This window comes from Pseudocitrobacter sp. 73 (genome assembly GCF_008369545.1).
Classification (GTDB): domain Bacteria; phylum Pseudomonadota; class Gammaproteobacteria; order Enterobacterales; family Enterobacteriaceae; genus Pseudocitrobacter; species Pseudocitrobacter vendiensis.
The window spans coordinates 452,884-476,869 of sequence record NZ_VTZO01000009.1 but is presented as its reverse complement, the minus strand read 5'-3'; the positions used below and the strand labels follow the sequence as shown (position 1 = coordinate 476,869).

General features: G+C 51.0%; 22 protein-coding genes. 12 read left to right on the top strand and 10 right to left on the bottom strand.

The genetic code is table 11. The features are described 5' to 3' along the window. Positions 1 to 243: 243 nt before the first annotated feature. On the bottom strand, positions 244 to 807 hold the full coding sequence (gmhB, locus tag F0Q32_RS11720; protein ID WP_149463201.1) for a D-glycero-beta-D-manno-heptose 1,7-bisphosphate 7-phosphatase: 564 nt from the start codon (positions 805 to 807) through the stop codon (positions 244 to 246). A 189-nt stretch (positions 808 to 996) separates the two neighbouring features. Between gmhB and metN the strand changes: the two genes are divergently transcribed. The 6 genes from metN (at position 997) to proS (ending at position 6,575) form a co-directional block, all read left to right on the top strand. Next, a complete protein-coding gene (gene metN / locus F0Q32_RS11715) occupies positions 997 to 2,028 on the top strand; it encodes a methionine ABC transporter ATP-binding protein MetN (RefSeq protein ID WP_108476946.1) in 1,032 nt (343 codons plus the stop codon). Beyond that, positions 2,021 to 2,674 carry a methionine ABC transporter permease MetI gene (locus tag F0Q32_RS11710; RefSeq protein ID WP_015965818.1) on the top strand — a complete coding sequence of 218 codons (654 nt, stop codon included), beginning with the start codon at positions 2,021 to 2,023 and terminating at the stop codon, positions 2,672 to 2,674. Before metN ends, F0Q32_RS11710 begins: the two co-directional genes overlap by 8 nt. Before the next feature lie 39 nt (positions 2,675 to 2,713). Further along, entirely contained in the window at positions 2,714 to 3,529 is an 816-nt protein-coding gene (metQ, locus tag F0Q32_RS11705) for a methionine ABC transporter substrate-binding lipoprotein MetQ (protein ID WP_149463200.1), read from the top strand. Between the two features lie 108 nt (positions 3,530 to 3,637). After that, a complete protein-coding gene (rcsF, locus tag F0Q32_RS11700) occupies positions 3,638 to 4,042 on the top strand; it encodes an Rcs stress response system protein RcsF (RefSeq protein ID WP_149463199.1) in 405 nt (134 codons plus the stop codon). Beyond that, positions 4,039 to 4,746, top strand: coding sequence for a tRNA (N6-threonylcarbamoyladenosine(37)-N6)-methyltransferase TrmO (gene tsaA / locus F0Q32_RS11695; RefSeq protein ID WP_149463198.1), 708 nt, complete (start codon positions 4,039 to 4,041; stop codon positions 4,744 to 4,746). The genes rcsF and tsaA overlap by 4 nt, the downstream gene beginning before the upstream one ends. Before the next feature lie 110 nt (positions 4,747 to 4,856). After that, a complete protein-coding gene (gene proS / locus F0Q32_RS11690; protein ID WP_149463197.1) occupies positions 4,857 to 6,575 on the top strand; it encodes a proline--tRNA ligase in 1,719 nt (572 codons plus the stop codon). 92 nt (positions 6,576 to 6,667) lie between these two features. On the opposite strand, the gene nlpE is transcribed toward proS, so the two are convergent. Genes nlpE through F0Q32_RS11675 form a run of 3 tightly spaced genes read right to left on the bottom strand, consistent with a single transcriptional unit; the run spans position 6,668 to position 8,359 of the window. Next, positions 6,668 to 7,366 (bottom strand): envelope stress response activation lipoprotein NlpE, encoded by a 699-nt coding sequence (gene nlpE / locus F0Q32_RS11685; protein WP_370516877.1) that lies wholly within the window; start codon positions 7,364 to 7,366, stop codon positions 6,668 to 6,670. A 37-nt stretch (positions 7,367 to 7,403) separates the two neighbouring features. Continuing rightward, positions 7,404 to 7,817, bottom strand: a complete 414-nt coding sequence (gene arfB, locus F0Q32_RS11680) for an alternative ribosome rescue aminoacyl-tRNA hydrolase ArfB (RefSeq protein ID WP_015965824.1) — start codon at positions 7,815 to 7,817, stop codon at positions 7,404 to 7,406. Continuing rightward, positions 7,814 to 8,359, bottom strand: a complete 546-nt coding sequence (locus tag F0Q32_RS11675; protein ID WP_149463195.1) for a YaeQ family protein — start codon at positions 8,357 to 8,359, stop codon at positions 7,814 to 7,816. Before F0Q32_RS11675 ends, arfB begins: the two co-directional genes overlap by 4 nt. 194 nt (positions 8,360 to 8,553) lie before the next feature. On the opposite strand from F0Q32_RS11675, the gene F0Q32_RS11670 reads away from it, so the two are divergent. The 6 genes from F0Q32_RS11670 to F0Q32_RS11645 all read left to right on the top strand — a co-directional run bounded on the left by F0Q32_RS11670 (position 8,554) and on the right by F0Q32_RS11645 (position 14,766). Further along, complete coding sequence (locus tag F0Q32_RS11670; RefSeq protein ID WP_015965826.1) at positions 8,554 to 8,754, top strand: YaeP family protein; 201 nt, start codon at positions 8,554 to 8,556, stop codon at positions 8,752 to 8,754. Further along, positions 8,741 to 9,001, top strand: a complete 261-nt coding sequence (gene rof, locus F0Q32_RS11665) for a Rho-binding antiterminator (protein ID WP_149463194.1) — start codon at positions 8,741 to 8,743, stop codon at positions 8,999 to 9,001. The genes F0Q32_RS11670 and rof overlap by 14 nt, the downstream gene beginning before the upstream one ends. 784 nt (positions 9,002 to 9,785) lie before the next feature. Further along, positions 9,786 to 10,349, top strand: a complete 564-nt coding sequence (locus tag F0Q32_RS11660; protein WP_149463193.1) for a fimbrial-like protein — start codon at positions 9,786 to 9,788, stop codon at positions 10,347 to 10,349. Between the two features lie 86 nt (positions 10,350 to 10,435). Continuing rightward, positions 10,436 to 12,958 carry a fimbria/pilus outer membrane usher protein gene (locus F0Q32_RS11655; protein ID WP_149463192.1) on the top strand — a complete coding sequence of 841 codons (2,523 nt, stop codon included), beginning with the start codon at positions 10,436 to 10,438 and terminating at the stop codon, positions 12,956 to 12,958. 15 nt (positions 12,959 to 12,973) lie between these two features. Next, positions 12,974 to 13,714: a molecular chaperone gene (locus F0Q32_RS11650; protein ID WP_149463191.1), complete on the top strand. Its 741-nt coding sequence runs from the start codon at positions 12,974 to 12,976 to the stop codon at positions 13,712 to 13,714. Next, complete coding sequence (locus F0Q32_RS11645) at positions 13,711 to 14,766, top strand: pilus assembly protein (protein ID WP_149463190.1); 1,056 nt, start codon at positions 13,711 to 13,713, stop codon at positions 14,764 to 14,766. Before F0Q32_RS11650 ends, F0Q32_RS11645 begins: the two co-directional genes overlap by 4 nt. A 190-nt stretch (positions 14,767 to 14,956) precedes the next feature. Here F0Q32_RS11645 and tilS read toward each other — a convergent pair whose 3' ends face one another. The 6 genes from tilS to dnaE all read right to left on the bottom strand — a co-directional run bounded on the left by tilS (position 14,957) and on the right by dnaE (position 23,967). Continuing rightward, positions 14,957 to 16,252 (bottom strand): tRNA lysidine(34) synthetase TilS, encoded by a 1,296-nt coding sequence (gene tilS, locus F0Q32_RS11640; protein WP_149463189.1) that lies wholly within the window; start codon positions 16,250 to 16,252, stop codon positions 14,957 to 14,959. Positions 16,253 to 16,313: 61 nt separating this feature from the next. Then, complete coding sequence (locus F0Q32_RS11635) at positions 16,314 to 16,703, bottom strand: VOC family protein (protein ID WP_149463188.1); 390 nt, start codon at positions 16,701 to 16,703, stop codon at positions 16,314 to 16,316. Between the two features lie 45 nt (positions 16,704 to 16,748). Beyond that, positions 16,749 to 18,902, bottom strand: coding sequence for a lysine decarboxylase LdcC (gene ldcC, locus F0Q32_RS11630; RefSeq protein ID WP_149463187.1), 2,154 nt, complete (start codon positions 18,900 to 18,902; stop codon positions 16,749 to 16,751). 164 nt (positions 18,903 to 19,066) lie between these two features. Then, entirely contained in the window at positions 19,067 to 19,321 is a 255-nt protein-coding gene (locus tag F0Q32_RS11625; protein ID WP_149463186.1) for a DUF4282 domain-containing protein, read from the bottom strand. A 191-nt stretch (positions 19,322 to 19,512) separates the two neighbouring features. After that, positions 19,513 to 20,472, bottom strand: coding sequence for an acetyl-CoA carboxylase carboxyl transferase subunit alpha (gene accA, locus F0Q32_RS11620; protein WP_149463185.1), 960 nt, complete (start codon positions 20,470 to 20,472; stop codon positions 19,513 to 19,515). Positions 20,473 to 20,484: 12 nt separating this feature from the next. After that, a complete protein-coding gene (dnaE, locus tag F0Q32_RS11615; RefSeq protein WP_149463184.1) occupies positions 20,485 to 23,967 on the bottom strand; it encodes a DNA polymerase III subunit alpha in 3,483 nt (1,160 codons plus the stop codon). Between the last annotated feature and the right edge of the window lie 19 nt (positions 23,968 to 23,986).

Below are 23,986 nucleotides of genomic sequence, written 5' to 3'. Positions count from 1 at the left end.
ATAATACGTTTTCCTCTTTCAGAGTCAACCCTATTTTCAAGGATTTTTCTCTTCAACCGAACCGGCTGTTTGTGTGAAGTAATTCACATCCGCCGTGTCGATGGAGGCGCATTATAGGGAGTTATCTCCAGGCCGCAATAGAAAAATGACAGAATAATGACTGACTGCTGCATTCCACAGCAACACCCCACTTTATACCCACTTACCCACAAAGTTATCCACAAAGCACCGTTTAAACAGGGCTTAGTGATGCGGTTTAACGAGTGCGGGAAGGTCTGCAAGGCTGTTAATCACGATATCTGCCGACTGTTCTGCTTCCGCAGTTACCGGCTTGCCGGTGCGAACCAGAATCTTCGTGCCGACATTGGCTGCCGCTGCGGCCTGCATGTCTTCCAGTTTATCGCCCACCATATAAGAAGAAGCCATATCGATGTGCAGATACTCCTGGGCGGATTTGAACATTCCCGGATGCGGTTTACGGCAATCACACACCTGGCGATACTCTTCTACCGTTCCCTGCGGGTGATGCGGGCAATAATAGATGCCATCCAGGTCAACACCACGATCGGCCAGCGACCAGTCCATCCACTCAGTCAGGGTTTCAAACTGCGCTTCGGTAAATTTGCCGCGCGCAATCCCGGACTGGTTAGTCACCAGCACCAGGGCATAGCCCATTTCTTTTAATTTACGCATGGCATCGATAACGCCATCGATAAATTCGAAATCATCGATTTCATGGACATAACCATGATCGACATTAATCGTGCCATCACGATCGAGAAAAATAGCGGGTACAGACTTTGCCACCGTGTTGCTCCTGAATAAGGCGTGTGACGCTAGTATCTCATGTTTCGACGGGCAATAAAGTGCTGATCGTATAAAGCCGGATTGATTTAGACGTCTGGATGCCTTAACATCCGTTCAGTTGACGGCTATCGACCGTTTCTGGCAGAACAAAATGCCACGGCAAACCCATAAGCGATAATAAATAGTCTAATGATTAAACTTTCGAATATCACCAAAGTGTTCCAGCAGGGGAACCGCACCATACAGGCGTTGAACAACGTTAGCCTGCATGTTCCCGCCGGGCAAATCTACGGCGTCATTGGCGCATCGGGCGCGGGTAAAAGTACGCTGATTCGCTGCGTGAACCTGCTTGAGCGCCCAACCCAGGGCAGCGTTGAAGTAGGCGGTCAGGAGCTGACCGCGCTTTCTGAAGGTGAGCTGACCAAAGCACGTCGTCAAATTGGTATGATTTTCCAGCACTTTAACCTGCTCTCTTCCCGTACCGTTTTTGGTAACGTGGCATTGCCGCTGGAGCTGGACAACACACCTAAAGAGGAAGTGAAACGTCGCGTCACAGAGCTGCTTGATCTGGTCGGTCTTGGCGATAAACATGACAGCTACCCGGCAAATCTCTCCGGTGGCCAGAAACAGCGTGTCGCGATTGCCCGCGCACTGGCAAGCAACCCGAAAGTGCTGCTGTGTGATGAAGCCACCAGCGCGCTGGACCCGGCGACCACTCGCTCGATTCTCGAACTGCTGAAAGACATTAACCGCCGTTTGGGGCTGACTATCCTGCTCATCACTCACGAAATGGACGTAGTGAAGCGCATTTGCGATTGCGTGGCCGTCATCAGCAACGGTGAGCTGATTGAACAGGATACGGTGAGCGAAGTCTTCTCCCATCCGAAAACCCCGCTGGCACAGCAGTTTATTCAGTCCACGCTGCATCTGGACATTCCGGATGACTATCAGGCGCGCCTGAAAGCCGAGCCGTTCGCCGACAGCGTGCCAATGCTGCGCCTGGAGTTCACCGGTCAATCCGTTGATGCGCCGCTGCTCTCAGAGACCGCTCGTCGCTTCAACGTCAACAACAACATTATTAGCGCGCAGATGGATTACGCCGGCGGCGTGAAGTTCGGCATTATGCTGACCGAAATGCACGGCGAACAAAACGATACACAAGCCGCCATTGCCTGGCTGCAACAACACCATGTAAAAGTAGAGGTACTGGGTTATGTCTGAGCCAATGATGTGGTTACTGGCGCGCGGCGTCTGGGAAACGCTGGCAATGACCTTTGTGTCCGGCTTTTTCGGTTTTGTGATAGGTTTACCGGCCGGCGTATTGCTGTATGTCACGCGTCCCGGGCAAATTATTGAGAACGCAAAGCTCTATCGCATTCTGTCGGCGCTGGTGAACATCTTCCGTTCTATCCCTTTTATTATCTTACTGGTGTGGATGATTCCGTTTACTCGCGTCATCGTCGGTACGTCAATCGGCTTGCAGGCGGCTATCGTTCCGCTGACCGTTGGCGCTGCGCCGTTTATCGCCCGTATGGTTGAAAACGCCCTGCTGGAAATCCCGACCGGGTTGATTGAAGCCTCCCGCGCAATGGGCGCCACGCCGATGCAGATCGTCCGTAAGGTTCTGCTGCCGGAAGCGCTGCCTGGCCTGGTGAATGCCGCAACCATCACGCTGATTACGCTGGTTGGCTATTCCGCGATGGGCGGTGCCGTTGGCGCAGGTGGTCTGGGTCAGATTGGCTACCAGTACGGGTATATCGGCTATAACGCGACGGTAATGAATACAGTACTGGTATTACTGGTCGTTCTGGTTTATTTAATTCAGCTATCTGGCGATCGCATCGTTCGGACTGTGACTCATAAATAACGTAATAGACAACACAACTCGAAGAGTTAAGGAAATAACATGGCGTTTAAGTTTAAAACTTTTGCGGCGGTCGGCGCTTTGATCGGTACTCTGGCACTGGCGGGTTGCGGTCAGGACGAGAAAGATCCCAACCATATTAAAGTCGGCGTGATTGTCGGCGCGGAACAGCAGGTTGCTGAAGTTGCGCAGAAAGTGGCGAAAGAAAAATACGGCCTGGACGTAGAACTGGTGACCTTCAATGATTACGTACTGCCTAACGAAGCGCTGAGCAAAGGCGACATCGACGCAAACGCCTTCCAGCACAAACCGTATCTGGATCAACAGATCAAAGACCGCGGCTACAAACTGGTCTCCGTTGGCGCGACCTTCGTTTACCCTATCGCGGGCTACTCGAAAAAAGTTAAATCACTGGACGAACTGCAGCCAGGTTCTCAGGTTGCCGTACCTAACGATCCGACCAACCTTGGCCGTTCCCTGCTGCTGCTGCAGAAAGTGGGTCTGATCAAACTGAAAGACGGTATTGGCCTGCTGCCAACCGTTCTGGATATCACCGAGAACCCGAAAAACCTGAAGATTGTCGAACTGGAAGCACCGCAGCTGCCACGTTCTCTGGATGACGCGCAAATCGCGCTGGCGGTCATCAACACCACTTACGCCAGCCAGATTGGCCTGACCCCGGCGAAAGACGGCATCTTTGTTGAAGACAAAGACTCCCCGTACGTTAACCTGATCGTGACTCGCGAAGACAACAAAGACGCGGAAAACGTGAAGAAATTCGTTGAGGCTTACCAGTCTGACGAAGTGTACGAAGCGGCTAACAAAGTCTTCAATGGCGGCGCGGTAAAAGGCTGGTAAGTTACCCCTGCTAAGCACTATCTTTCAGGACGGGCGCATGCCCGTCTTGTCATTTCTGCAAGCACCTGATTCAATAAGCACTGGTCTATCATAATTCGAGGAAATACTATGCGTGCTTTACCGATCTGTTTAATAGCACTGATGTTAGGCGGCTGTTCGATGCTAAACAGATCTCCCGTTGAACCTGTTCAAAGCACCGCGTCTACGCCTAAAACGGAAACCGTAAAACCAAAAACTGTCCGCGCAACTCCGGTGAGAATCTACACCAAGGCGGAAGATTTGGTCGGTAAACCTTTCCGCGATTTAGGTGAAGTCTCCGGCGATTCCTGCCAGGCAACCAATCAGGACTCCCCGCCAAACATCCCAACTGCCCGCAAACGTATGCAGATTAACGCCTCTAAAATGAAAGCGAACGCGGTTCTGCTGCACAGCTGCGAAGTCACCAGCGGTACACCGGGCTGCTATCGTCAGGCCGTATGTATCGGTTCGGCGCTTAACGTTTCGGCGAAATGAGCACCTTTCAGTTCGAGCAGATAGGCGTTATCCGCTCACCGTATAAAGAGAAGTTTGCTGTGCCGCGCCAGCCAGGTCTGGTGAAAAGTGGCGGCGGCGAACTTCACTTGATGGCGCCTTATAACCAGGCCGACGCCGTTCGCGGCCTGGAAGGGTTCAGCCATTTGTGGGTGCTGTTTGTTTTCCATCAGACGATGGAAGGCGGCTGGCGCCCCACGGTTCGCCCTCCTCGTCTGGGCGGCAACGCCCGCATGGGCGTCTTCGCAACGCGTTCGACCTTTCGCCCGAATCCTATTGGTATGTCTCTGGTTGAACTGCGGGGGATCCGTACCCACAAAGACCAGGTGATCCTCGAACTGGGTAGCCTGGATTTAGTGGACGGCACGCCGGTAGTGGATATCAAACCCTATCTGCCGTTTGCCGAAGCCCTGCCGCACGCCAACGCCAGCTATGCGCAGGACGCGCCGCAGGCTGCGGTCGACATCGCGTTTACTGCAGAAGTACAACAGCAAATTTTATCCCTGGAAAAACGTTACCCGCGGTTACAACAATTTATTCGCGAAGTTCTGGCACAGGACCCACGTCCGGCCTACCGTAAGAATGAAGAAGAGGGGAAAACCTACGCCGTGTGGCTGCTTGATTTCAACGTGCGCTGGCGCGTAACGTCCGCAGGCTTTGAAGTCTTTGCGCTGGAAGCCAGGTAAATTCACGACACTCTCTTTTGACATCCCCTTCTCGCTGGTAAACTAAATCACTTTTTTTGCGTCAGGCTTTATTTGAGCCTGTTCGATCGTCCAACTGGAACCGTAACAACATGCGTACTAGCCAATACCTGCTCTCCACTCTGAAGGAGACACCTGCCGACGCCGAGGTTATCAGCCACCAGCTGATGCTGCGCGCCGGGATGATCCGCAAGCTGGCCTCTGGGTTATACACCTGGCTGCCGACCGGCGTGCGCGTCCTGAAAAAAGTCGAAAACATCGTGCGTGAAGAGATGAATAACGCCGGTGCTATCGAGGTGTTAATGCCGGTAGTTCAGCCCTCTGAACTGTGGCAAGAGAGTGGTCGTTGGGAACAGTATGGCCCGGAACTGCTGCGTATTGCTGACCGTGGCGACCGTCCGTTCGTACTCGGCCCAACTCACGAAGAAGTCATTACCGATCTGATTCGTAATGAGCTCAGCTCTTACAAACAGTTGCCGCTGAACTTCTACCAGATCCAAACGAAATTCCGTGACGAAGTTCGTCCGCGTTTCGGCGTGATGCGTTCCCGCGAATTCCTGATGAAAGATGCATACTCTTTCCACACTTCTCAGGAATCTCTGCAGGAAACCTACGACGCCATGTACGCCGCTTACAGCAAAATCTTCAGCCGTATGGGTCTGGATTTCCGTGCTGTGCAGGCTGATACCGGTTCAATCGGCGGTAGCGCATCTCACGAATTCCAGGTCCTGGCGCAGAGCGGTGAAGATGACGTGATCTTCTCTGACTCGTCCGACTATGCGGCAAACATCGAATTCGCTGAAGCTGTAGCGCCGAAAGAACCGCGCGCTGCCGCGACTCAGGAAATGACGCTGGTTGATACGCCGAACGCAAAAACTATCGCCGAGCTGGTAGAGCAGTTTAATCTGCCGATCGAAAAAACCGTCAAAACACTGCTGGTAAAAGCGGTTGAAGGCAGCGCTTATCCTCTGGTTGCCCTGTTGGTTCGCGGTGATCACGAGCTGAACGAAGTCAAAGCTGAAAAACTGGCACAGGTTGCCAGCCCGCTGACCTTCGCGACCGAAGAAGAAATCCGTGCTGTTGTTAAAGCAGGCCCGGGTTCTCTCGGCCCGGTAAACATGCCGATTCCGATGGTTATCGACCGTACCGTTGCCGTCATGAGCGACTTCGGCGCTGGCGCGAACATCGATGGTAAACACTACTTCGGTATCAACTGGGATCGCGATGTCGCAACGCCTGAAGTGGCGGATATCCGTAACGTGGTTGCTGGTGACCCGAGCCCGGACGGTAAAGGTACGCTGCTGATTAAACGTGGTATCGAAGTCGGCCACATCTTCCAGTTAGGTACCAAGTACTCTGAAGCAATGAAGGCTTCTGTACAGGGCGAAGATGGCCGTAACCAGATCCTGACCATGGGCTGCTACGGTATCGGGGTGACTCGCGTGGTGGCTGCGGCCATCGAACAGAACTTTGATGACCGTGGGATCCTGTGGCCAGAAGCTATCGCACCGTTCCAGGTAGCGATTCTGCCAATGAACATGCACAAATCCTACCGCGTGCAGGAGCTGGCTGAGAAGCTGTACGCTGAGCTGCGTGCGCAGGGTATCGAAGTGCTGATGGACGACCGTAAAGAGCGTCCGGGCGTGATGTTCGCAGATATGGAACTGATCGGTATTCCGCACACCATCGTGCTGGGCGACCGTAACCTCGACAACGACGATATCGAATACAAATACCGTCGTAACGGCGAGAAACAGCTGATTAAAACCGGCGATATCGTTGATTACCTGGTGAAAGCCATCAAAGGCTAACTCGGGTTTACGATACGAAAAAGCCTCGCGATTGTGGATTGCGAGGCTTTTTTTGTCGGGTGGCGCTACGCTTACCCGACCTACAGGCTTGATCAGTTACAATCTTTCCCCGGAATAAATTTGGTGTTGCTATCCGGTTGCAACGTTTTCACCATCTCGCCCGTATCCGGGTTAGCTTCCAGGGTGAAATGCCCTTCCACCACCAGCAGTACAGGCTTAGTTTCCGTGCCGCGCGCCACCGCATAATCACGTTCTAACTGCGCATTGCTGGCCACCGCCATCTTCTTGCCCGTGGCGCAATCGGTAAAGATTGCCGCATCCGCCATGTAGAAATACATCCCGCGCATCGCCATTGGCGTTGTCGGCAGGCACGCCTTCACCGGTGCCAGCGTGTAGTTAAGCGTGGACTCAATTGGATTACCTTCCTGGTCGAGCATCTCCAGGTTATCACCTTTCACCCGATACCAGGACTTCTCACCTTTACTGTCGGTTAACACCAGCTTCCCGGCGGTACGCGCCCAGGTACCATAGCTGGCGAACGATGACGGCTCTTTCGTCACGCCCTGATAACGTTCATTCATGACCCAGGTGCCGTCTTTGGCGAGGAACAGCGAGGTTTCGATACCTTCACAGTCGGCGCAAGGTAAGATACCGCGCCAGCTTTGCTGCATCGGCTTCAACTCGGCCATTTGGGTCGGCGTCAGTGTTTCCACTTCCGCACGATTGTTACACCCAAACAGTGCAAACAGCATACCGGCGGCCGCTATCGTCAATATTGCTTTTTTCACCATCAATTCCCTCTTTGATTTCTTATTACGTCCGCAGTCGTTAGTAGTTCACCTTGCCACGCAATGTTTTTACATTCGATTTTTGCGCTTTGGCATTCAGCCTGCGTTCTTTGGATGCACGCGTTGGCCGGGTTGCACGACGACTTTTCTGTTCTGCCGTTAATTCCTTAATGACAGCCACCAGTCGCGCAATCGCCGCTTCGCGGTTCATCTCCTGACTGCGATACTCCTGCGCTTTAATGATAAACACACCGTCGGCAGAAATTAAGTGGTGACTGGCAGCCAGCAGCTTCTCTTTATAATAGTCCGGCAGGCTGGAAGCGCGGATATCGAAACGCAAATGGATAGCCGTCGAGGCCTTATTGACGTGCTGGCCCCCCGCCCCCTGCGCCCGGATGGCGGTAATGGTTATCTCTTCATCCGGGATACTGACCGCCCGTGAGAGAACAATCATGCCGGTTGCTGCCACGGCGTAAAATGAATTTCCAGATTATTCTGAGCATCCGATAACCAAATCGCGCCTTCCTGCAATGTCGCCTGAAGCATCATGGTGCGAGAGGCAAAGGCGCTGAGCTTCGCCAGCTGCTCGTCATCCAGATACCAGACGCTCAGTTTGTCGAATGACGCCAGTTTGCTCTGATTTTGTTGCCACCAGATTTCAGCCGCGCGACTGTTATAGGTGAACAGCGCCACCTCCTTCGCCAGGCTGCACGCTTTCTTGATGCGGCGCTCGTCCGGCAGGCCGAGTTCTATCCACAGATCAATGCCCAGATGGTCGTTACGCAGCCAGATTTCCGGTTCATCGTCGGCGCTCAGGCCACGGGTGAACTGAAGACGTTCATCGGCATATTTTATCCATGCCAGCAGACGCAACATCATGCGTTCCTGCGTTTCAGACGGATGCTGCGCCAGCGTCAGGGACGCGTCGAGAAACTGGTTGCGGTCGATGTCGGCCACATTGACCACCGCCTTGTAAATTGTCGCTTTCAGTGCCATATATTAGCTCCTGTAAAAATGGCGCTCATTGTAACGAAATCAACGGTAAAAGGCTGTCGGGATTTACAGCAGCCGACATTCATCCTGCTGATAATGCTTAAATGAGTATGATATAGTCACCTTGCTAAACAGAGTTTATCTTCGTAGGCTTAACTTGCATCCACGGTTGAGTCAGAACGCTGACAGGAGGGCATGTGGACAATTATTGTGAGTTGATTCGTCAACGCTATGCGGAAATTGCCAGCGGAGATTTAGGGTACATCCCGGATGCGCTGGGCTGTGTACTGAAAGTATTAAACGAAGTTGCGGCGGATAGCGCCCTTTCAGAGTCGATCAGGGAAAAAGCGGCCTATGCGGCCGCAAACTTACTGGTGAGCGATTATGTCAATGAATGAGACCTATCAACCTATCAATTGTGATGACTATGACAATCTCGAGCTCGCCTGCCAGCATCACCTCGTGCTGACGCTGGAACTTAAAGATGGCGAAGTGCTGCAAGCGAAAGCCAGTGACCTGCTCTCGCGTAAAAACGTGGAGTATCTGGTTGTTGAAGCTGGCGGAGAGAGCCGCGAAGTGCGTCTCGACCGCATTACCAGCTTCAGCCATCCGCAAATCGGCACGGTCGTGGTGAGTGAATCCTGACAGTCAACACCACCCGCTAAGCGGGTGGTTATTAATTTCAGATTACTTACACCCAACAATGAATTTAACTAACACAAATTCAGACATTCAGACATTCATCACTGCAACAGGAGTATTTTTATTATTATTGAAAAACTGCACAGCCTTCCAAATATCACCGCCCTATAATCTAATCACTATAAATGACCAGGATACCGCCCACCATAAGCAGAACACGAAAACATTGTATACGTAAAATTCAAACACCCTCTATATTCAGCGTTAAAAACGCATACACTGATCATTAAACACATTCAATTGAAATATGATAAATTTCCATTTATAACCTTCAAAAATACAATCATAAAAGTGTTGAGATCACAAACATGCCAAACATTCACATAATTTAATTATATACAAAAAACACATCAACAAAAGCATTCTTTTTACAAATGCATCTTTGTGCCATGCAAGCCCAGTATATAACTCCCAAAAACCTCAACAACTCAAAACAAAACCTATTAAAACCAACAAAAAACAAACGCTTGCATGCCAACAATGCCTTGGCAGATGAAGAATCAATTAATAAAAAAATATACCCCCCCTTAAATATACCATGATGCATAAAAGCAAGAAACCCATAACTAAATAGTATATTTTAAGAAAATCTTAAATGCATTTTTAGAATATAACAAGTAAAACCAGCAGTGTTTATAGTAAGATTGCGCACGAATTTAATATCATTAAAGACCTTGTATTAATTCAAATATTAAACCATCAATACCCAATATAAAGGATTATTATCATGTTAAAAAAAACAATTCTGTCCATGTTTGCAACAGCCTTATTATCAGGTGTCGCATTTAATGCTCTGGCGGAAGACTCTAGCCAGGGTTCTGGTAAAATTACTTTTAAGGGCGAAGTTATCGATGCTCCATGTTCTATCGCTCCTGGTGATGAAAATCAAACCATTAACCTTGGCGAAGTTGCCAGCACGGTATTGAACAGTGGGCAAAAATCTCTACCTGTAGATATCACAATCCATTTGCAGGACTGCATTTTGTCTGATGGCACAAATACAGTCGATAAAGTCAAAATTACCTTTAGTTCCGCCAGCGTTGATACAACCGACTCCAACCTGCTGAAAAACACCCTTGATGGCAATATCGGTAGTGCATCAGGTGTTGGTGTTCGCCTGATACAAGCTGACAACACTGATGTGACTCTGGGTACTCCAATCACTATCAATCTCCCTACCACCAACTCATTCCAGGAGCTGAACTTCAAAGCTCGCATGGAATCCCTGGCAAAAAATGCAACACCAGGTAACGTCCAGGCACAGACAAACTATGTCCTCGACTACAAATAATAATCATATTGAATGGTAAATAATACCAGATTAGGAAGCCGATGAAATTTCATCGGCTGTTTGGGACATTGTAAAAATGGATTTTTATGCAAACTAAAAACACATTTAGTCGAGAAAGATTCTCTATCACTAGAAAAAATGTCCGCTCTGGTGTTATATGCTCACTGTTATTAGCGTTCCCTGCACAAGCGGTTGAGTTCAACGCTGATATGATTGACGTTGAAGATCGTGCGAACATTGATCTCTCGCGATTTGAGAAAAAAGGCTACATAAGCCCAGGTAAATATCTGGTCCGAGTGCAAATCAATAAGAATATATTACCGAAAGCATTAATACTGGAGTGGGTAAAAGCAGATAATGAAAGCGGTTCATTACTCTGCTTAACTAGAGAAAATTTAATTAATTTTGGCCTGCATACAGACTTTATTGAATCATTACAAAGCACTGCTGGAAGCGAGTGTCTCGATTTAAGTCAACGACAGGAATTATCTGCACGGCTAGATAAATCTACGATGATATTATCGCTTAGCATTCCCCAGGCATGGTTGAAATACCAGGCAACAAACTGGACGCCGCCAGAATTTTGGGATGACGGTATCACCGGATTTATCCTCGACTATAACGTATACGCCAGCCAGTACGACCCACATCACGGAGACAGCACCCAAAATATCAGTTCCTACGGTACTTTAGGTTTCAACCTCGGCGCATGGCGTTTGCGTAGCGATTATCAATACAATCAGAATTTTGCTGATGGCCGCTCGGTAAACCACGACAGCGAATTTGCGCGAACTTATCTGTTTCGCCCTATCCCCTCCTGGTCGTCAAAATTCACTATGGGCCAGTACGACCTGAGCTCCAATCTTTACGATACCTTCCACTTTACTGGCGCATCGCTGGAAAGTGATGAAAGCATGTTGCCGCCAGATTTACAGGGTTATGCGCCACAAATTACTGGCATCGCGCAGACCAACGCTAAAGTAACTGTGGCACAGAATGGTCGTGTACTTTATCAAACCACTGTCGCGCCAGGCCCTTTTACTATTTCTGATTTGGGCCAGTCGTTCCAGGGTCAACTGGATGTCACTGTTGAAGAAGAAGATGGCCGTACCAATACCTTTCAGGTCGGTTCCGCTTCCATCCCCTATTTAACCCGTAAAGGGCAAGTACGCTACAAAACGTCGCTGGGAAAACCAACATCTGTCGGACATAACGATATTAATAACCCATTTTTCTGGACGGCAGAAGCCTCCTGGGGCTGGCTGAACAATGTGTCGCTCTATGGCGGCGGCATGTTCACTGCGGATGATTACCAGGCGATCACCACTGGCATCGGTTTTAATCTCAATCAATTTGGTTCGCTTTCTTTCGATGTCACCGGAGCTGATGCCTCTTTACAGCAACAACATAGCGACAATTTGCGTGGTTACAGCTATCGGTTTAACTATGCAAAACATTTCGAATCAACGGGCAGCCAGATTACCTTCGCGGGTTATCGCTTTTCTGATAAAAATTACGTGTCAATGAATGAGTACCTCAACTCACGTAATGGTGACGAGTCAATCGATAACGAAAAAGAAAGTTATGTTATTTCCTTGAATCAGTATTTTGAAACGCTGGAATTAAACTCTTATCTCAACGTTACACGCAATACTTATTGGGACAGCCCTAGCAATACCAACTACTCGATATCAGTAAGCAAAAACTTTGATATTGGCGATTTCAAGGGCATTTCCGCATCGCTGGCGGTGAGTCGTATTCGCTGGGATGATGACGAAGAAAATCAGTATTACTTCTCTTTCTCTCTGCCGTTACAGCAAAGTCGCAACATCTCCTACAGTATGCAGCGCACGGATGGCAGTAACACCTCGCAAATGATTTCCTGGTATGACTCGTCGGATCGCAACAATGTCTGGAACATTTCTGCGTCAGCAACGGACGATAATATTCGCGATGGCGAACCAACGTTGCGTGGCAGCTACCAGCACTATTCACCGTGGGGACGTCTGAACATTAACGGCAGTGTGCAGCCGAATCAGTATAATTCTGTTACCGCAGGCTGGTACGGTTCACTTACTGCTACGCGTCATGGTGTCGCTCTTCACGATTATAGCTATGGCGATAACGCCCGCATGATGGTCGATACCGATGGTATTTCCGGCGTTGAAATCAACTCTAACCGTACCGTTACCAACGGACTGGGCATTGCCGTTGTACCTTCGTTATCGAACTACACCACCTCTATGTTACGGGTGAACAATAACGATCTACCAGAAGGTGTTGATGTCGAAAACTCGGTTATTCGTACCACGCTCACACAGGGTGCCATCGGCTACGCAAAACTGAATGCAACCAGCGGTTACCAAATCGTCGGCGTTATTCGTCAGGAAAATGGGCGCTTCCCACCACTGGGGGTGAATGTCACAGATAAAGCGACAAGTAAAGATGTGGGCCTGGTGGCGGAAGATGGCTTTGTTTATCTCAGCGGGATTCAGGAAAACAGCACCCTGCGTTTAACCTGGGGTGATAACTCCTGCGAAATTACTCCCCCTAACCAAAGTAACATCAGCGAAAGTGCCATTATTTTGCCTTGTAAAACAGTCAACTAATTCAGGATGAATAAAATGAAATCGCTATTAACCGCAACAGGAATGATTTGTTTACTGGGGATCTGCAACTTCGCCCAGGCGACAGTCTCCCCCGACAGGACGCGCATCATTTTTAATGCTTCGAATAAAAGTGCAACGGTTCGCCTGACCAACCAAAGTAAAATCGATCCTTATTTGGCTCAGTCGTGGATTGAGGATGCCAGTGGTAAAAAAACGCGCGATTACATATCAACGCTCCCCCCAATGGAACGTATCGAGGCCAATGAGCAAGTACAAATTCGCCTGATGGCGCTGGCCTCGTTAAATAACTTACCACAGGACAGAGAAACGCTGTTCTACTATAACGTGCGGGAAATTCCGCCGCGTGCCAAAGAACAGAATGTCATGCAAATCGCCATGCAAAGCCGTCTGAAACTGTTCTGGCGACCGAAAGCGATTGAGTTAAAAGAGGGAGAGATGGTTCCTCTGCAAAAAGTGACGATTACCCGCACCGCCGCCGGGCTGACCCTGAATAACCCGACGCCTTATCATATTACTGTCGGCTATATCGGCACTAATGGCAAGACACTGATGCCCGGTGCGGACAGTATTATGGTGGCACCATTTGCTTCTGCGACTCAACACTTAAACAACCTGCCCTCTATCTTCCAGTTAGGCTTTGTGGCGGACTACGGCGGGCTGGAGATGTTTAAAGTGGTATGTAATTCCGTCCAGTCCCTCTGCCAAAGCACTCCTGCGAAGAAGGGGAAAATATGATTACGCTTTTTCGACTACTGGCGATTCTTTGCCTGTTTTTTAACGTTTCAGCTTTTGCTGTTGATTGCTATCAGAATAGTAAAACCTCAAACCCCATTAATACAATTAACGTAACATTGCCAACGTTTAAAATTCCAGAGAACGCGCAACCGGGGCAAAAAATTTGGGAAAGCGGAGATGTCAATATCACTGTTTATTGCGACAATGCGACAGGATGGACGCGGAACAATCCAACAGAAAACATTTATGCCTGGATTAAATTACCTGCAATCAACAGCACCGACATGCTTAACAATCCATATCTAACCTTTGGTGTCACTTATAATGGTATGGACTATGAAGGGATAAACGAAGGAATTGATACTAATGGGTGCCTGGATAAATATGAACAATACTATGGTGGAATTTATCATGACCCTGTATGCAATGGTAGCACACTTCAAAAAAGTGTGACATTTAATGCTCACTTTCGTGTCTATGTAAAATTTAAAAGCCGCCCTGCAGGTGATCAGACAATTAACTTTGGCACAGTCAACGTACTCCAGTTTGACGGCGAAGGAGGAGCGAACCTGGCTCCCAACGCGAAAAATTTACGTTATGCGATTACTGGCTTAGATAATATTTCATTCCTTGACTGTAGTGTCAATGTCCGTATTTCCCCGGAAAGTCAGATAGTCAATTTTGGGCAAATCGCTGCAAATTCTATTGCAACTTTCCCACCGAAGGCCGTATTCAGCGTTTCTACAATAAAGGATATTGCTTCTGATTGTACCGAACAATTTGATATTGCAACCAATTTCTTTACTTCAGATACATTATATGACAACACGCATCTGGAAATAGGTAATGGCTTGCTCATGCGAATTACCGATCAAAAAACGCAAGAAGATATTGAATTTAACCAGTTCAAGTTATTTAGCACTTATATTCCAGGTCAGAGTGCAGCAATGGCAACCCGTGATTACCAGGCCGAATTAACCGAAAAACCTGGTGACCCTCTGGTCTATGGTCCGTTCCAGAAAGACCTGATCGTTAAAATCAACTACAACTAACCAGAAAAATGCCGGGAATATCCCGGCATTTGAGATGCTGGCATATATAAATTGCTTGATGCGTTACGTTTATCAGGCCAACACGATAACTATAATGCATTGAATTCTTCTAGACTGTATAGGCAGGCAAGGTATTCGCGCCTCATCCGGCATAAACAAAACACACTTTGTCAATTGTAAAACGGGCAACTTAGCTGCCCGTTTTTTTCCATTCCAGCTGTAAACCGGTTCCTGGCGTTATCGCCCCTTCCTGTGTCACAAACCGCCCCGCCGCTGCCATCAATACATCGTTATAAAACAGCAGCGGCGTGGTATCGCGTAGCCACGGCGGAACACCCAGTTCCTGCCAGATTTTTTTCAGCTTGCGACCACCATTGCGCCCCACAATATGCAGCGTGCCGGGGGCTTTAAAGCGAATAGTGACGGTTTCATCTTCACGCGGTGGACGGATATCGCCCCCCGAAACCAAACGCACATTTCCCACGGGTAAACTCAGGTACTGCGCAATATCAGGCCAGGGAAACGTTTTATCCCCCGGCGATACGATCGTTTTCACCCACCAGAGCTGTTGCTGATAGCGACGAATCTGGTGATCGCCATGGCGCAGACACGGATCTGCGTCCTCACGCGCTTCGACAACTTCCTGCCAGATGCGCGTCAGCATATCGCGCGACGGCATCGCCGCATGATGTAATGCCAGCCAACGGCGTAACAACGCGGCGCGGCGCGGCGCGCTCATAGCCTGCATCGGCGGCAAACTCAGCGCGCCTTGCGGTGTCATCAGGTGGGTCAGTTCCCCGGCCAACAGTTCATCCAGCAGTTGCTCCTGTTCAGCGCAGAGCGCCGCGCTACGGGCCGTGGCTTGCGCAAAATGCGGCCAGCGCTGGCTGAGCAGTGGTACGATATGCAAACGGAGGAAGTTACGATCGTAGGCATCGTCCTGATTGCTCTCATCTTCAATCCACGAAAGCTGGTGCACTTGCGCCCATGCCAGCAGTGAGGCACGCGACGCATTCAGCAAGGGACGAAGCAGATACCCGCTCGCAAAGGGCATACGGGCAGGCATGGCAGAAAGCCCCGCCGGGCCGCTTCCGCGTTTAAGCGCCAGCAGGAAGGTTTCACACTGATCGTCCAGATGCTGCGCCGTAACCAGCGCCTCGCCATCCTGTAACGCTTCAGTGAACGCCTGATAACGCGCCTGCCGGGCCTGCGCTTCAATTCCCAGCCCTTCCTGCGCCAGCGTCACGCGTACAACGTCTAACGGGACATTCCACGCTAAACATTGTTGCTCACAATGCGTAACCCAGGCATCCGCGTGCTGGCTCAAGCCGTGGTGAATATGTATTGCCCGCAGCGTGATGGACGGATTTTCCTGCCGCCAGCATACCAATTGATGCAGCAATACCGTGGAGTCCAGACCACCACTAAAGGCCACCAGAAACTGGCGGTGAGGCTCAAGGGATGAAGTAAAAGCAGGCGTCGTCATGATATTGTCACTAGAAGGCTAAGCCCGGCACGTTATCGGGCCGGGATCAGGGTTGCAAGCCCTACTGCTGGTACAGTTCCAGCGGCAGGCCGTCGGGGTCATTAAAAAAGGTAAAGCGTTTGTCCGTAAACGGATCAACGCGAATCGCTTCGCAGGTTACGCCATGCGCCTGCAAATGCGCGACCGCCGCATCGAGATCGTCAACGCTAAAGGCCAGATGACGCAGGCCACAGGCTTCCGGGCGACTTGGACGCGCAGGCGGAAACGGGAACGAAAACAGTTCAATCACATACTGCCCGTTCAGCGCCAGATCGCCCTTCCAGGAATCGCGCTCTTCGCGATAAAACTCGCTCTGCAGGGTAAACCCCAGAATGTCGCAGTAGAAGGCCTTACTCTTCGCGTAGTCGGTGGCAATAATGGCAATATGGTGAATCCGTTTTAAACCCAACATTCTTATGCTCCTTTATCGTTTTCAACACGTTACCTGTGCCGGGGCTTAACGCGCAACCTCTTCGCCGCTTTTTAAGACTCGAACCCGGTAAACACCGTTCTCATCACGTTTCGCACCATGAATATCCGTCTCAAAGCCCGGATAGTGACGCCCCACCGAGCACAGCATAAGCAGGAAATCGAGCACCGCACGGCTCTCTTCGGTGATCATCTCACCCGGCATCAACAATGGTACGCCCGGCGGATACGGCAGGATCATATTGGCCGAAACGCGCCCCACCACCTCTTCCAGCGCCACCGTCTCAACATCACCTTTAATCTGACGCTGCCACGCCTGATGCGGCGTCATCTTCATTTCCGGCAGCACGTCAAACGCACGCAGCATTAAACGCGGCAGATCGTGCTGGCGGATCAGTTTGTGGATCCCCTGCGCCAGATCCTGAATGCGCATATTGCGGTAAAAATCCGGATCTTCCGCGTAGAGATCCGGCAGCATGTTTTTCACCCGCAGATTAAGATCGTAGGCGCGCTTAAACTCCGTTAACCCGCGCAGCAGGCCCATTGCTCGGGTTTTATCAATACCGATGCTAAAGAGAAACAGCAGGTTATAGGGCCCGGTTTTCTCCACTACCACGCCGTGCTCATCAAGATATTTCGCCACCAGCGCGGCAGGAATACCCTCGTCGCTCATGTTGCCCTGCTCGTCCATACCTGGCGTCAGGATAGTCACTTTGACCGGATCGAGGAACATATGATCGCTGTCGGCATCGGCAAATCCATGCCAGTCTTCTCCCGGCGAGACCGGCCAGCATTCTGCTTCGTCGATCTCTTCTGGCTGCCAGATGTCAAAGAACCAGCTATCCGACTCTTCACGCAACCGCTGAACCTCTTTGCGGAAATGCAACGCACGCTCCACCGAACGGGTGATCAGTCGCTTACCAGGGTTGCCGCGCAGCATCGCCGCCGCCGTTTCAATTGAGGCGACAATCGGGTAACTCGGCGATGTCGAGGTGTGCATCATAAAGGCTTCGTTGAAGGTATCTTCATCGTAGTCGCCTTTGATGTGAATAAGCGAAGCCTGTGACAGTGCGGCCAGCATTTTATGCGTCGACTGCGTTTCGAAAAACACTTTCCCCGGCACACGATCGCCGCTCATGCCGCTTTTTCCCTGATATATCGGGTGGAAGTGAGTATACGGCACCCATGCAGAGTCGAAGTGAATCGACGGGACATCCAGCGTTTGCTTGATCCAGTTGGTGTTATACAGCAGGCCATCGTAGGTGGAATTCGTGATCACCGCATGCACCGGCCACTGTGCGTTTTTCGTCGCATCCACTTTTTGTTGCAGGCTATCGCGGGTAAATTCATGGCGCGGGATGCCCCCGAGAATACCGAGCGCGTTCCTCGTCGGCTTCAGCCACAATGGCACCACATCGCTCATCATCAGCAAATGGGCGAGCGATTTATGGCAGTTACGGTCAATCAACAACGTGCTGCCCGCTGGCGCGGCGTACATACCGACAATTTTGTTCGATGTTGAGGTTCCGTTGGTCACCATATAACTTTGTTCAGCACCAAAAGTACGGGCGATGTACTCTTCCGCTTCCAGATGCGGGCCGGTGTGATCGAGTAGCGAACCCAGCTCGGTGACGGAAATCGAGACATCCGCCTTCAGCGTATTGGCGCCAAAGAAATCATAGAACAGGCAACCAATCGGGCTTTTTTGATACGCCGTTCCCGCCATATGACCGGGCGTACAGAAGGTGTATTTACCCTCATTCACATAGGTAAACAGCGCCTTGGTGAACGGCGGCGTAATGTTATCGAGGTACTCATCGGTGTACTGGCGGATGCGGGTAGCAATATCACCAGACTGCCCCAGCGCATATTCAAAGAACCACAGCGCCATCCGCAGATCGTGAACGCTGACATCCATCGTCGAATGGGTATTAATGAAGGCGTAGAGCGGAAGATATTCGTTTAGCTGATTGATGTCGCTACACAAATCAACATTGTATTCATCCCAGTCGAAGATAACACCGCAGATACGCGGGTTATGTTCGATAAATTTCAGCAGGTCTGCGCTGTTTTGTGGCCAGATAATTTTGAAGCCCTGCGCCAGCAGCGCACTTTCCAGCTCCTTGATAGGTTCATCTTTGTAATAGACGCCGTGCGGCCCCATAATGGCGATGATATTCATGCGCTTCTCCTGACGGATCCCTGAGATAAGCATAGTAACAACCAGCCCAGTGCTGTGCACAGATGTATTCATCTCAAATATCATTCGCACTATCCAGCAGCGCAGAAATGAAAAAGGACCGAATCATCGGCCCTTTTGGGAAAGCATCTACATCTCTATCGTTATTATTCTGCTTTCGCTTTTTCCGAGTTCTCAGCAATACGACGTAAGTACTCGTTATTCTTGAACGCGACCATGATCAATTCAAAGGTCATTCGGCAGCCAATCAGGCTAAATATCATCCCAAAAAAGCCAGAGATGAGACTTACGGTGAACATGCTATATATACCGGCCCCCAGCACGATCACCATCGCGATCCAGTAAAAAAACACCAGAACCCGCGGCATTAACAGGTGGTCAAATCCCAGAATTACTTTCAATGTTTTCATCCTTAAAAAAAACGAAATAACGCTATAGTTTAGCGTAGTTATTATAATATCAGATTCTCAAAATGGCAGTATTACAGCAGGTTGGATACGGACTCATAAGGTACGAATCAGGAGAGAAATAATCGAACGTCGAGCGATATAAAAAAGGCCACCCTGGGTGGCCTTTTTCAGGAAAGTCATATTTACGCGTAGCCGTAGCTCATCAGGCGCTGATAACGACGATTTTTAAGGTCGTCTGTGCTCAGCACGTCAAGATCGGCCAGATCTTCCAGCAGTTGTGCTTTCAGTGATGCCGCCATGGCTTCCGGATTACGGTGGGCGCCGCCCAACGGTTCAGGAATGATAGAGTCAATCAGTTTCAGCTCTTTCAGGCGCGGGGCAATGATGCCCATCGCTTCTGCGGCCAGCGGGGCTTTGTCCGCACTTTTCCACAGAATGGACGCACAACCTTCCGGTGAAATCACCGAATAGGTGCTGTACTGCAGCATATTCACTTTATCACCCACGCCAATCGCCAGCGCACCGCCGGAGCCACCTTCACCGATAACGGTACAGATAACCGGCACGCTCAGACGTGACATTTCACGCAGGTTACGGGCAATCGCTTCAGACTGACCGCGTTCTTCCGCGCCCACGCCAGGGTACGCCCCCGGGGTATCGATGAACGTGATGATCGGCATCTTGAAGCGCTCAGCCATCTCCATCAGACGCAGGGCTTTACGGTAACCTTCTGGTGCTGGCATACCGAAGTTGCGACGGATTTTCTCTTTGGTTTCACGCCCTTTCTGATGACCAATGATCATCACCGGACGTCCATCCAGACGCGCGATCCCGCCCACGATAGCTTTATCGTCAGCATATGCGCGGTCGCCGGCCAGTTCGTCAAATTCGTCAAACGCCAGGCGGACATAATCCAGGGTGTACGGGCGCTGCGGATGGCGCGCCAGTTGGGCTACCTGCCATGCGCCAAGATCGGCAAAGATTTTGCGCGTCAGCTCTACGCTTTTTTCACGCAGACGATGCACTTCTTCGTCGATGTTAATATCCAGTTTCTCATCCTGACGGCTAACCGCAGTCAGAGAATCGATTTTCGCTTCCAGCTCTGCGATCGGCTGTTCAAAATCAAGGAAATTCAGACTCATAGTATTCCTGTATTAGTCAAACTCCAGTTCCACCTGCTCCGAACCAATAAGGCCACGCAGATCGTTAAGTAAACGATCGCTCGGAGAGACACGCCACGTTGCACCGAAACGCAACCGCGCACGTGCATCCGCCCTCTGATAGTAGAGATGTACTGGAATTGTCCCAGAGCGGTGGGGTTCCAGAGACTGACGGAGTCGGTTTAAAAGCTGGTCATCAATTTGCCTGTCCGTCAGCGAGATAGCAAGCCCGCGAGCGTATTTTTCCCGGGCTTCGTCAATATCCATAACTTCGCGGGCCATCATTTTAAGCCCGCCGCTGAAGTCATCAAAGCTGACCTGTCCGCTGACGATAAGTATGCGGTCTTTTTCCAGCAAATGCTGGTATTTATCCAGTGCCTCGGTAAACAACATGACTTCGAGACGCCCGGAACGGTCATCCAGCGTGCAGATGCCGATACGATTGCCGCGCTTGGTGACCATTACCCGCGCCGCAATGACGAGCCCCGCAGCCGTGGTCACTTTACCACGTTCTGTCGGATGCATGTCTTTTAGCCTGTAGCCTCCGACATAGCGCTCAATTTCTTTTAAATACTGATTGATCGGGTGGCCCGTCAGGTACAGACCCAACGTTTCCCGTTCACCATCCAGCACCACCTGCTCCGGCCACGGCTGGCAGTTGGCGTAGGACTGTTCAATTTGTTCCGGCTCTTCCGCCAGCACGCCAAACATATCGGCCTGCCCGATGGCTTCCGCCTTCGCGTGTTGATCCGCCGCTTTCAACGCATCGCCAAGCGAGTTCATCAACGCCGCGCGATGCGGGCCTAGCCGGTCGAACGCGCCGGACATGATCAGTTTTTCCAGCACGCGACGGTTTAGCTTTTTGGTATCAGTGCGCGCGCACAGGTCGAACAGTTCGCGGAAATAGCCGCCATTGTTACGCGCTTCGATGATAGCCTCAATCGGCCCTTCACCGACGCCTTTAATCGCGCCGATACCATACACGATTTCCCCGTCATCATTAACGTGGAAATGATATAAACCGGAGTTAATGTCTGGCGGCAGGATTTTCAGCCCCATGCGCCAGCACTCATCCACCAGCCCGACCACCTTCTCGGTGTTGTCCATATCCGCGGTCATTACCGCCGCCATAAACTCTGCCGGGTAGTGCGCTTTCAGCCACAGCGTCTGGTAGGAGACCAACGCATAAGCGGCGGAGTGAGATTTGTTAAACCCGTAACCGGCGAATTTCTCCACCAGGTCAAAGATTTTCATCGCCAGTTCGCCGTCAACACCGCGTTTTTTCGCGCCTTCTTCAAACGCGCCGCGCTGCTTGGCCATCTCTTCAGGCTTCTTCTTACCCATCGCACGACGCAGCATATCCGCGCCGCCAAGGGTATAGCCGGAGAGTTCCTGGGCAATCTGCATCACCTGTTCCTGGTACAGGATGATGCCATAGGTCGGCTCCAGAACCGGTTTCAGGCATTCGTGCTGCCACTGAACGTCCGGATAGGAAATTTCTTCGCGACCATGCTTACGGTCGATAAAGTTATCTACCATCCCTGATTGCAGCGGGCCCGGACGGAACAGGGCCACCAGGGCTATCATATCTTCGAAGCAGTCAGGTTGCAGACGTTTAATCAGGTCTTTCATGCCGCGCGATTCAAGCTGGAATACCGCCGTGGTTTCCGAGCGTTGCAGCATGTCGAAGCTTTTCTTGTCATCCAGCGGGATGGCGGCAATATCCAGCGGGGGCTCGCCATTTTTCTCGCGGCGGGCGTTGATCATCTCCAGCGCCCAGTTGATGATAGTCAGGGTACGCAAACCAAGGAAGTCGAACTTCACCAGCCCGGCGTATTCAACGTCGCTTTTATCGAACTGGGTAACCGGGTGCTGACCCGCTTCATCACAATAAAGTGGCGCAAAATCGGTGATCTTTGTTGGCGAAATCACGACACCACCGGCGTGCTTACCGGCGTTACGGGTGACCCCTTCCAGCTTACGCGCCATGTCGATCAGCGCTTTTACTTCTTCGTCCGCTTCGTAGATTTCCGGCAGTTGCGGTTCTGCTTCAAACGCTTTTGCCAGCGTCATACCTGGATCGGGCGGCACCAGTTTAGAGATACGATCGACGAAACCGTACGGATGGCCCAGTACGCGCCCTACGTCACGGATAACCGCTTTTGCCGCCATTGTACCGAAGGTGATGATCTGCGATACCGCATCACGGCCGTACATTTCCGCCACGTGATCGATAACCCGGTCGCGTTTCTCCATACAGAAGTCAACGTCGAAGTCAGGCATTGAGACACGTTCCGGGTTAAGGAAACGTTCGAACAGCAGGTCAAATTCCAGCGGGTCGAGGTCGGTAATTTTCAGCGCGTATGCCACCAGAGACCCCGCACCGGAGCCTCGCCCCGGGCCGACTGGTACGCCGTTATCTTTCGACCACTGGATGAATTCCATTACGATAAGGAAGTAACCGGGGAAGCCCATCTGGTTGATAACTTTAAGTTCTGTTTCCAGACGTTCATCATATGGCGGACGACGCTTTTTACGCTCTTCCTCGTCCGGGAACAGAAACGCCAGACGCTCTTCCAGGCCCTCATGAGATTTGGCGACCAGGAAGTCTTCGGTGCTCATATCGCCGGTTGGGAATTGCGGCAGGAAGTATTCACCCAGACGCACCGTAACGTTACAGCGCTTGGCAATCTCTACGGTATTTTCCAGCGCTTCCGGGATGTCGGCAAACAGCTCGCACATCTCCTCTTCGCTGCGCATATACTGCTGCGGCGAATAGTTACGCGGGCGTTTAGGGTCATCGAGCGTAAAGCCATCGTGGATGGCGACGCGAATTTCGTGCGCGTCAAAGTCGCCGGTTTCGAGGAAACGGACATCATTGGTTGCCACGACCGGCAGTCCACGCGCTTCCGCCAGCTCAACGGCGGCATGCAGATAAGACTCTTCGTCCGGACGACCGGTACGAATCAGTTCGAGGAAATAGCAATCAGGGAAATGTTCTTCATAGAACGAGACGCACTCCTCAACCAATTGCGCATTGCCACGCAGCAGGCAGCGCCCGACATCGCCCATGCGGCCACCGGAGAGCAGGATCAGCCCCTCTTTCAGTTCAACCAGCCAGTCACGATCGATCCACGGACCCGCGGCGCCGTACCCACGCTGATAGGCGCGCGAAATCAGCAGTGTCAGGTTCTGGTAGCCCGTATTATTGGCCGCCAGCACGGTGAGCTGCGTCATTTCATCGCCAAGCAGATCGCACTGCACGTGGAAATCTGCCCCAACGATCGGTTTGATCCCCGCACCATGGCCCGCACCATAGAACTTCACCAGACCACACAGGTTGGTGAAATCGGTGATCGCCAGTGCAGGCTGGCCTAACGACGCCGCCTTTTTCACCAGCGGCGCCGTTTTCGCCAGGCCATCGATCATGGAGTAGTCACTGTGCACCCTAAGGTGTACGAAACGTGGTTCAGCCATTGTTAGATCCCGCGTTGCT

Coding starts and splice junctions, on each gene's coding strand:
- tilS (WP_149463189.1), bottom strand. CDS start 16,252: ATGACGACGCCTGCTTTTACTTCATCCCTTGAGCCTCACCGCCAGTTT.
- metQ (WP_149463200.1), top strand. CDS start 2,714: ATGGCGTTTAAGTTTAAAACTTTTGCGGCGGTCGGCGCTTTGATCGGT.
- F0Q32_RS11655 (WP_149463192.1), top strand. CDS start 10,436: ATGCAAACTAAAAACACATTTAGTCGAGAAAGATTCTCTATCACTAGA.
- ldcC (WP_149463187.1), bottom strand. CDS start 18,902: ATGAATATCATCGCCATTATGGGGCCGCACGGCGTCTATTACAAAGAT.
- metN (WP_108476946.1), top strand. CDS start 997: ATGATTAAACTTTCGAATATCACCAAAGTGTTCCAGCAGGGGAACCGC.
- F0Q32_RS11675 (WP_149463195.1), bottom strand. CDS start 8,359: ATGGCACTGAAAGCGACAATTTACAAGGCGGTGGTCAATGTGGCCGAC.
- rcsF (WP_149463199.1), top strand. CDS start 3,638: ATGCGTGCTTTACCGATCTGTTTAATAGCACTGATGTTAGGCGGCTGT.
- F0Q32_RS11635 (WP_149463188.1), bottom strand. CDS start 16,703: ATGTTGGGTTTAAAACGGATTCACCATATTGCCATTATTGCCACCGAC.
- F0Q32_RS11645 (WP_149463190.1), top strand. CDS start 13,711: ATGATTACGCTTTTTCGACTACTGGCGATTCTTTGCCTGTTTTTTAAC.
- arfB (WP_015965824.1), bottom strand. CDS start 7,817: ATGATTGTTCTCTCACGGGCGGTCAGTATCCCGGATGAAGAGATAACC.
- nlpE (WP_370516877.1), bottom strand. CDS start 7,366: ATGGTGAAAAAAGCAATATTGACGATAGCGGCCGCCGGTATGCTGTTT.
- F0Q32_RS11710 (WP_015965818.1), top strand. CDS start 2,021: ATGTCTGAGCCAATGATGTGGTTACTGGCGCGCGGCGTCTGGGAAACG.
- tsaA (WP_149463198.1), top strand. CDS start 4,039: ATGAGCACCTTTCAGTTCGAGCAGATAGGCGTTATCCGCTCACCGTAT.
- dnaE (WP_149463184.1), bottom strand. CDS start 23,967: ATGGCTGAACCACGTTTCGTACACCTTAGGGTGCACAGTGACTACTCC.
- accA (WP_149463185.1), bottom strand. CDS start 20,472: ATGAGTCTGAATTTCCTTGATTTTGAACAGCCGATCGCAGAGCTGGAA.
- F0Q32_RS11660 (WP_149463193.1), top strand. CDS start 9,786: ATGTTAAAAAAAACAATTCTGTCCATGTTTGCAACAGCCTTATTATCA.
- proS (WP_149463197.1), top strand. CDS start 4,857: ATGCGTACTAGCCAATACCTGCTCTCCACTCTGAAGGAGACACCTGCC.
- rof (WP_149463194.1), top strand. CDS start 8,741: ATGTCAATGAATGAGACCTATCAACCTATCAATTGTGATGACTATGAC.
- F0Q32_RS11650 (WP_149463191.1), top strand. CDS start 12,974: ATGAAATCGCTATTAACCGCAACAGGAATGATTTGTTTACTGGGGATC.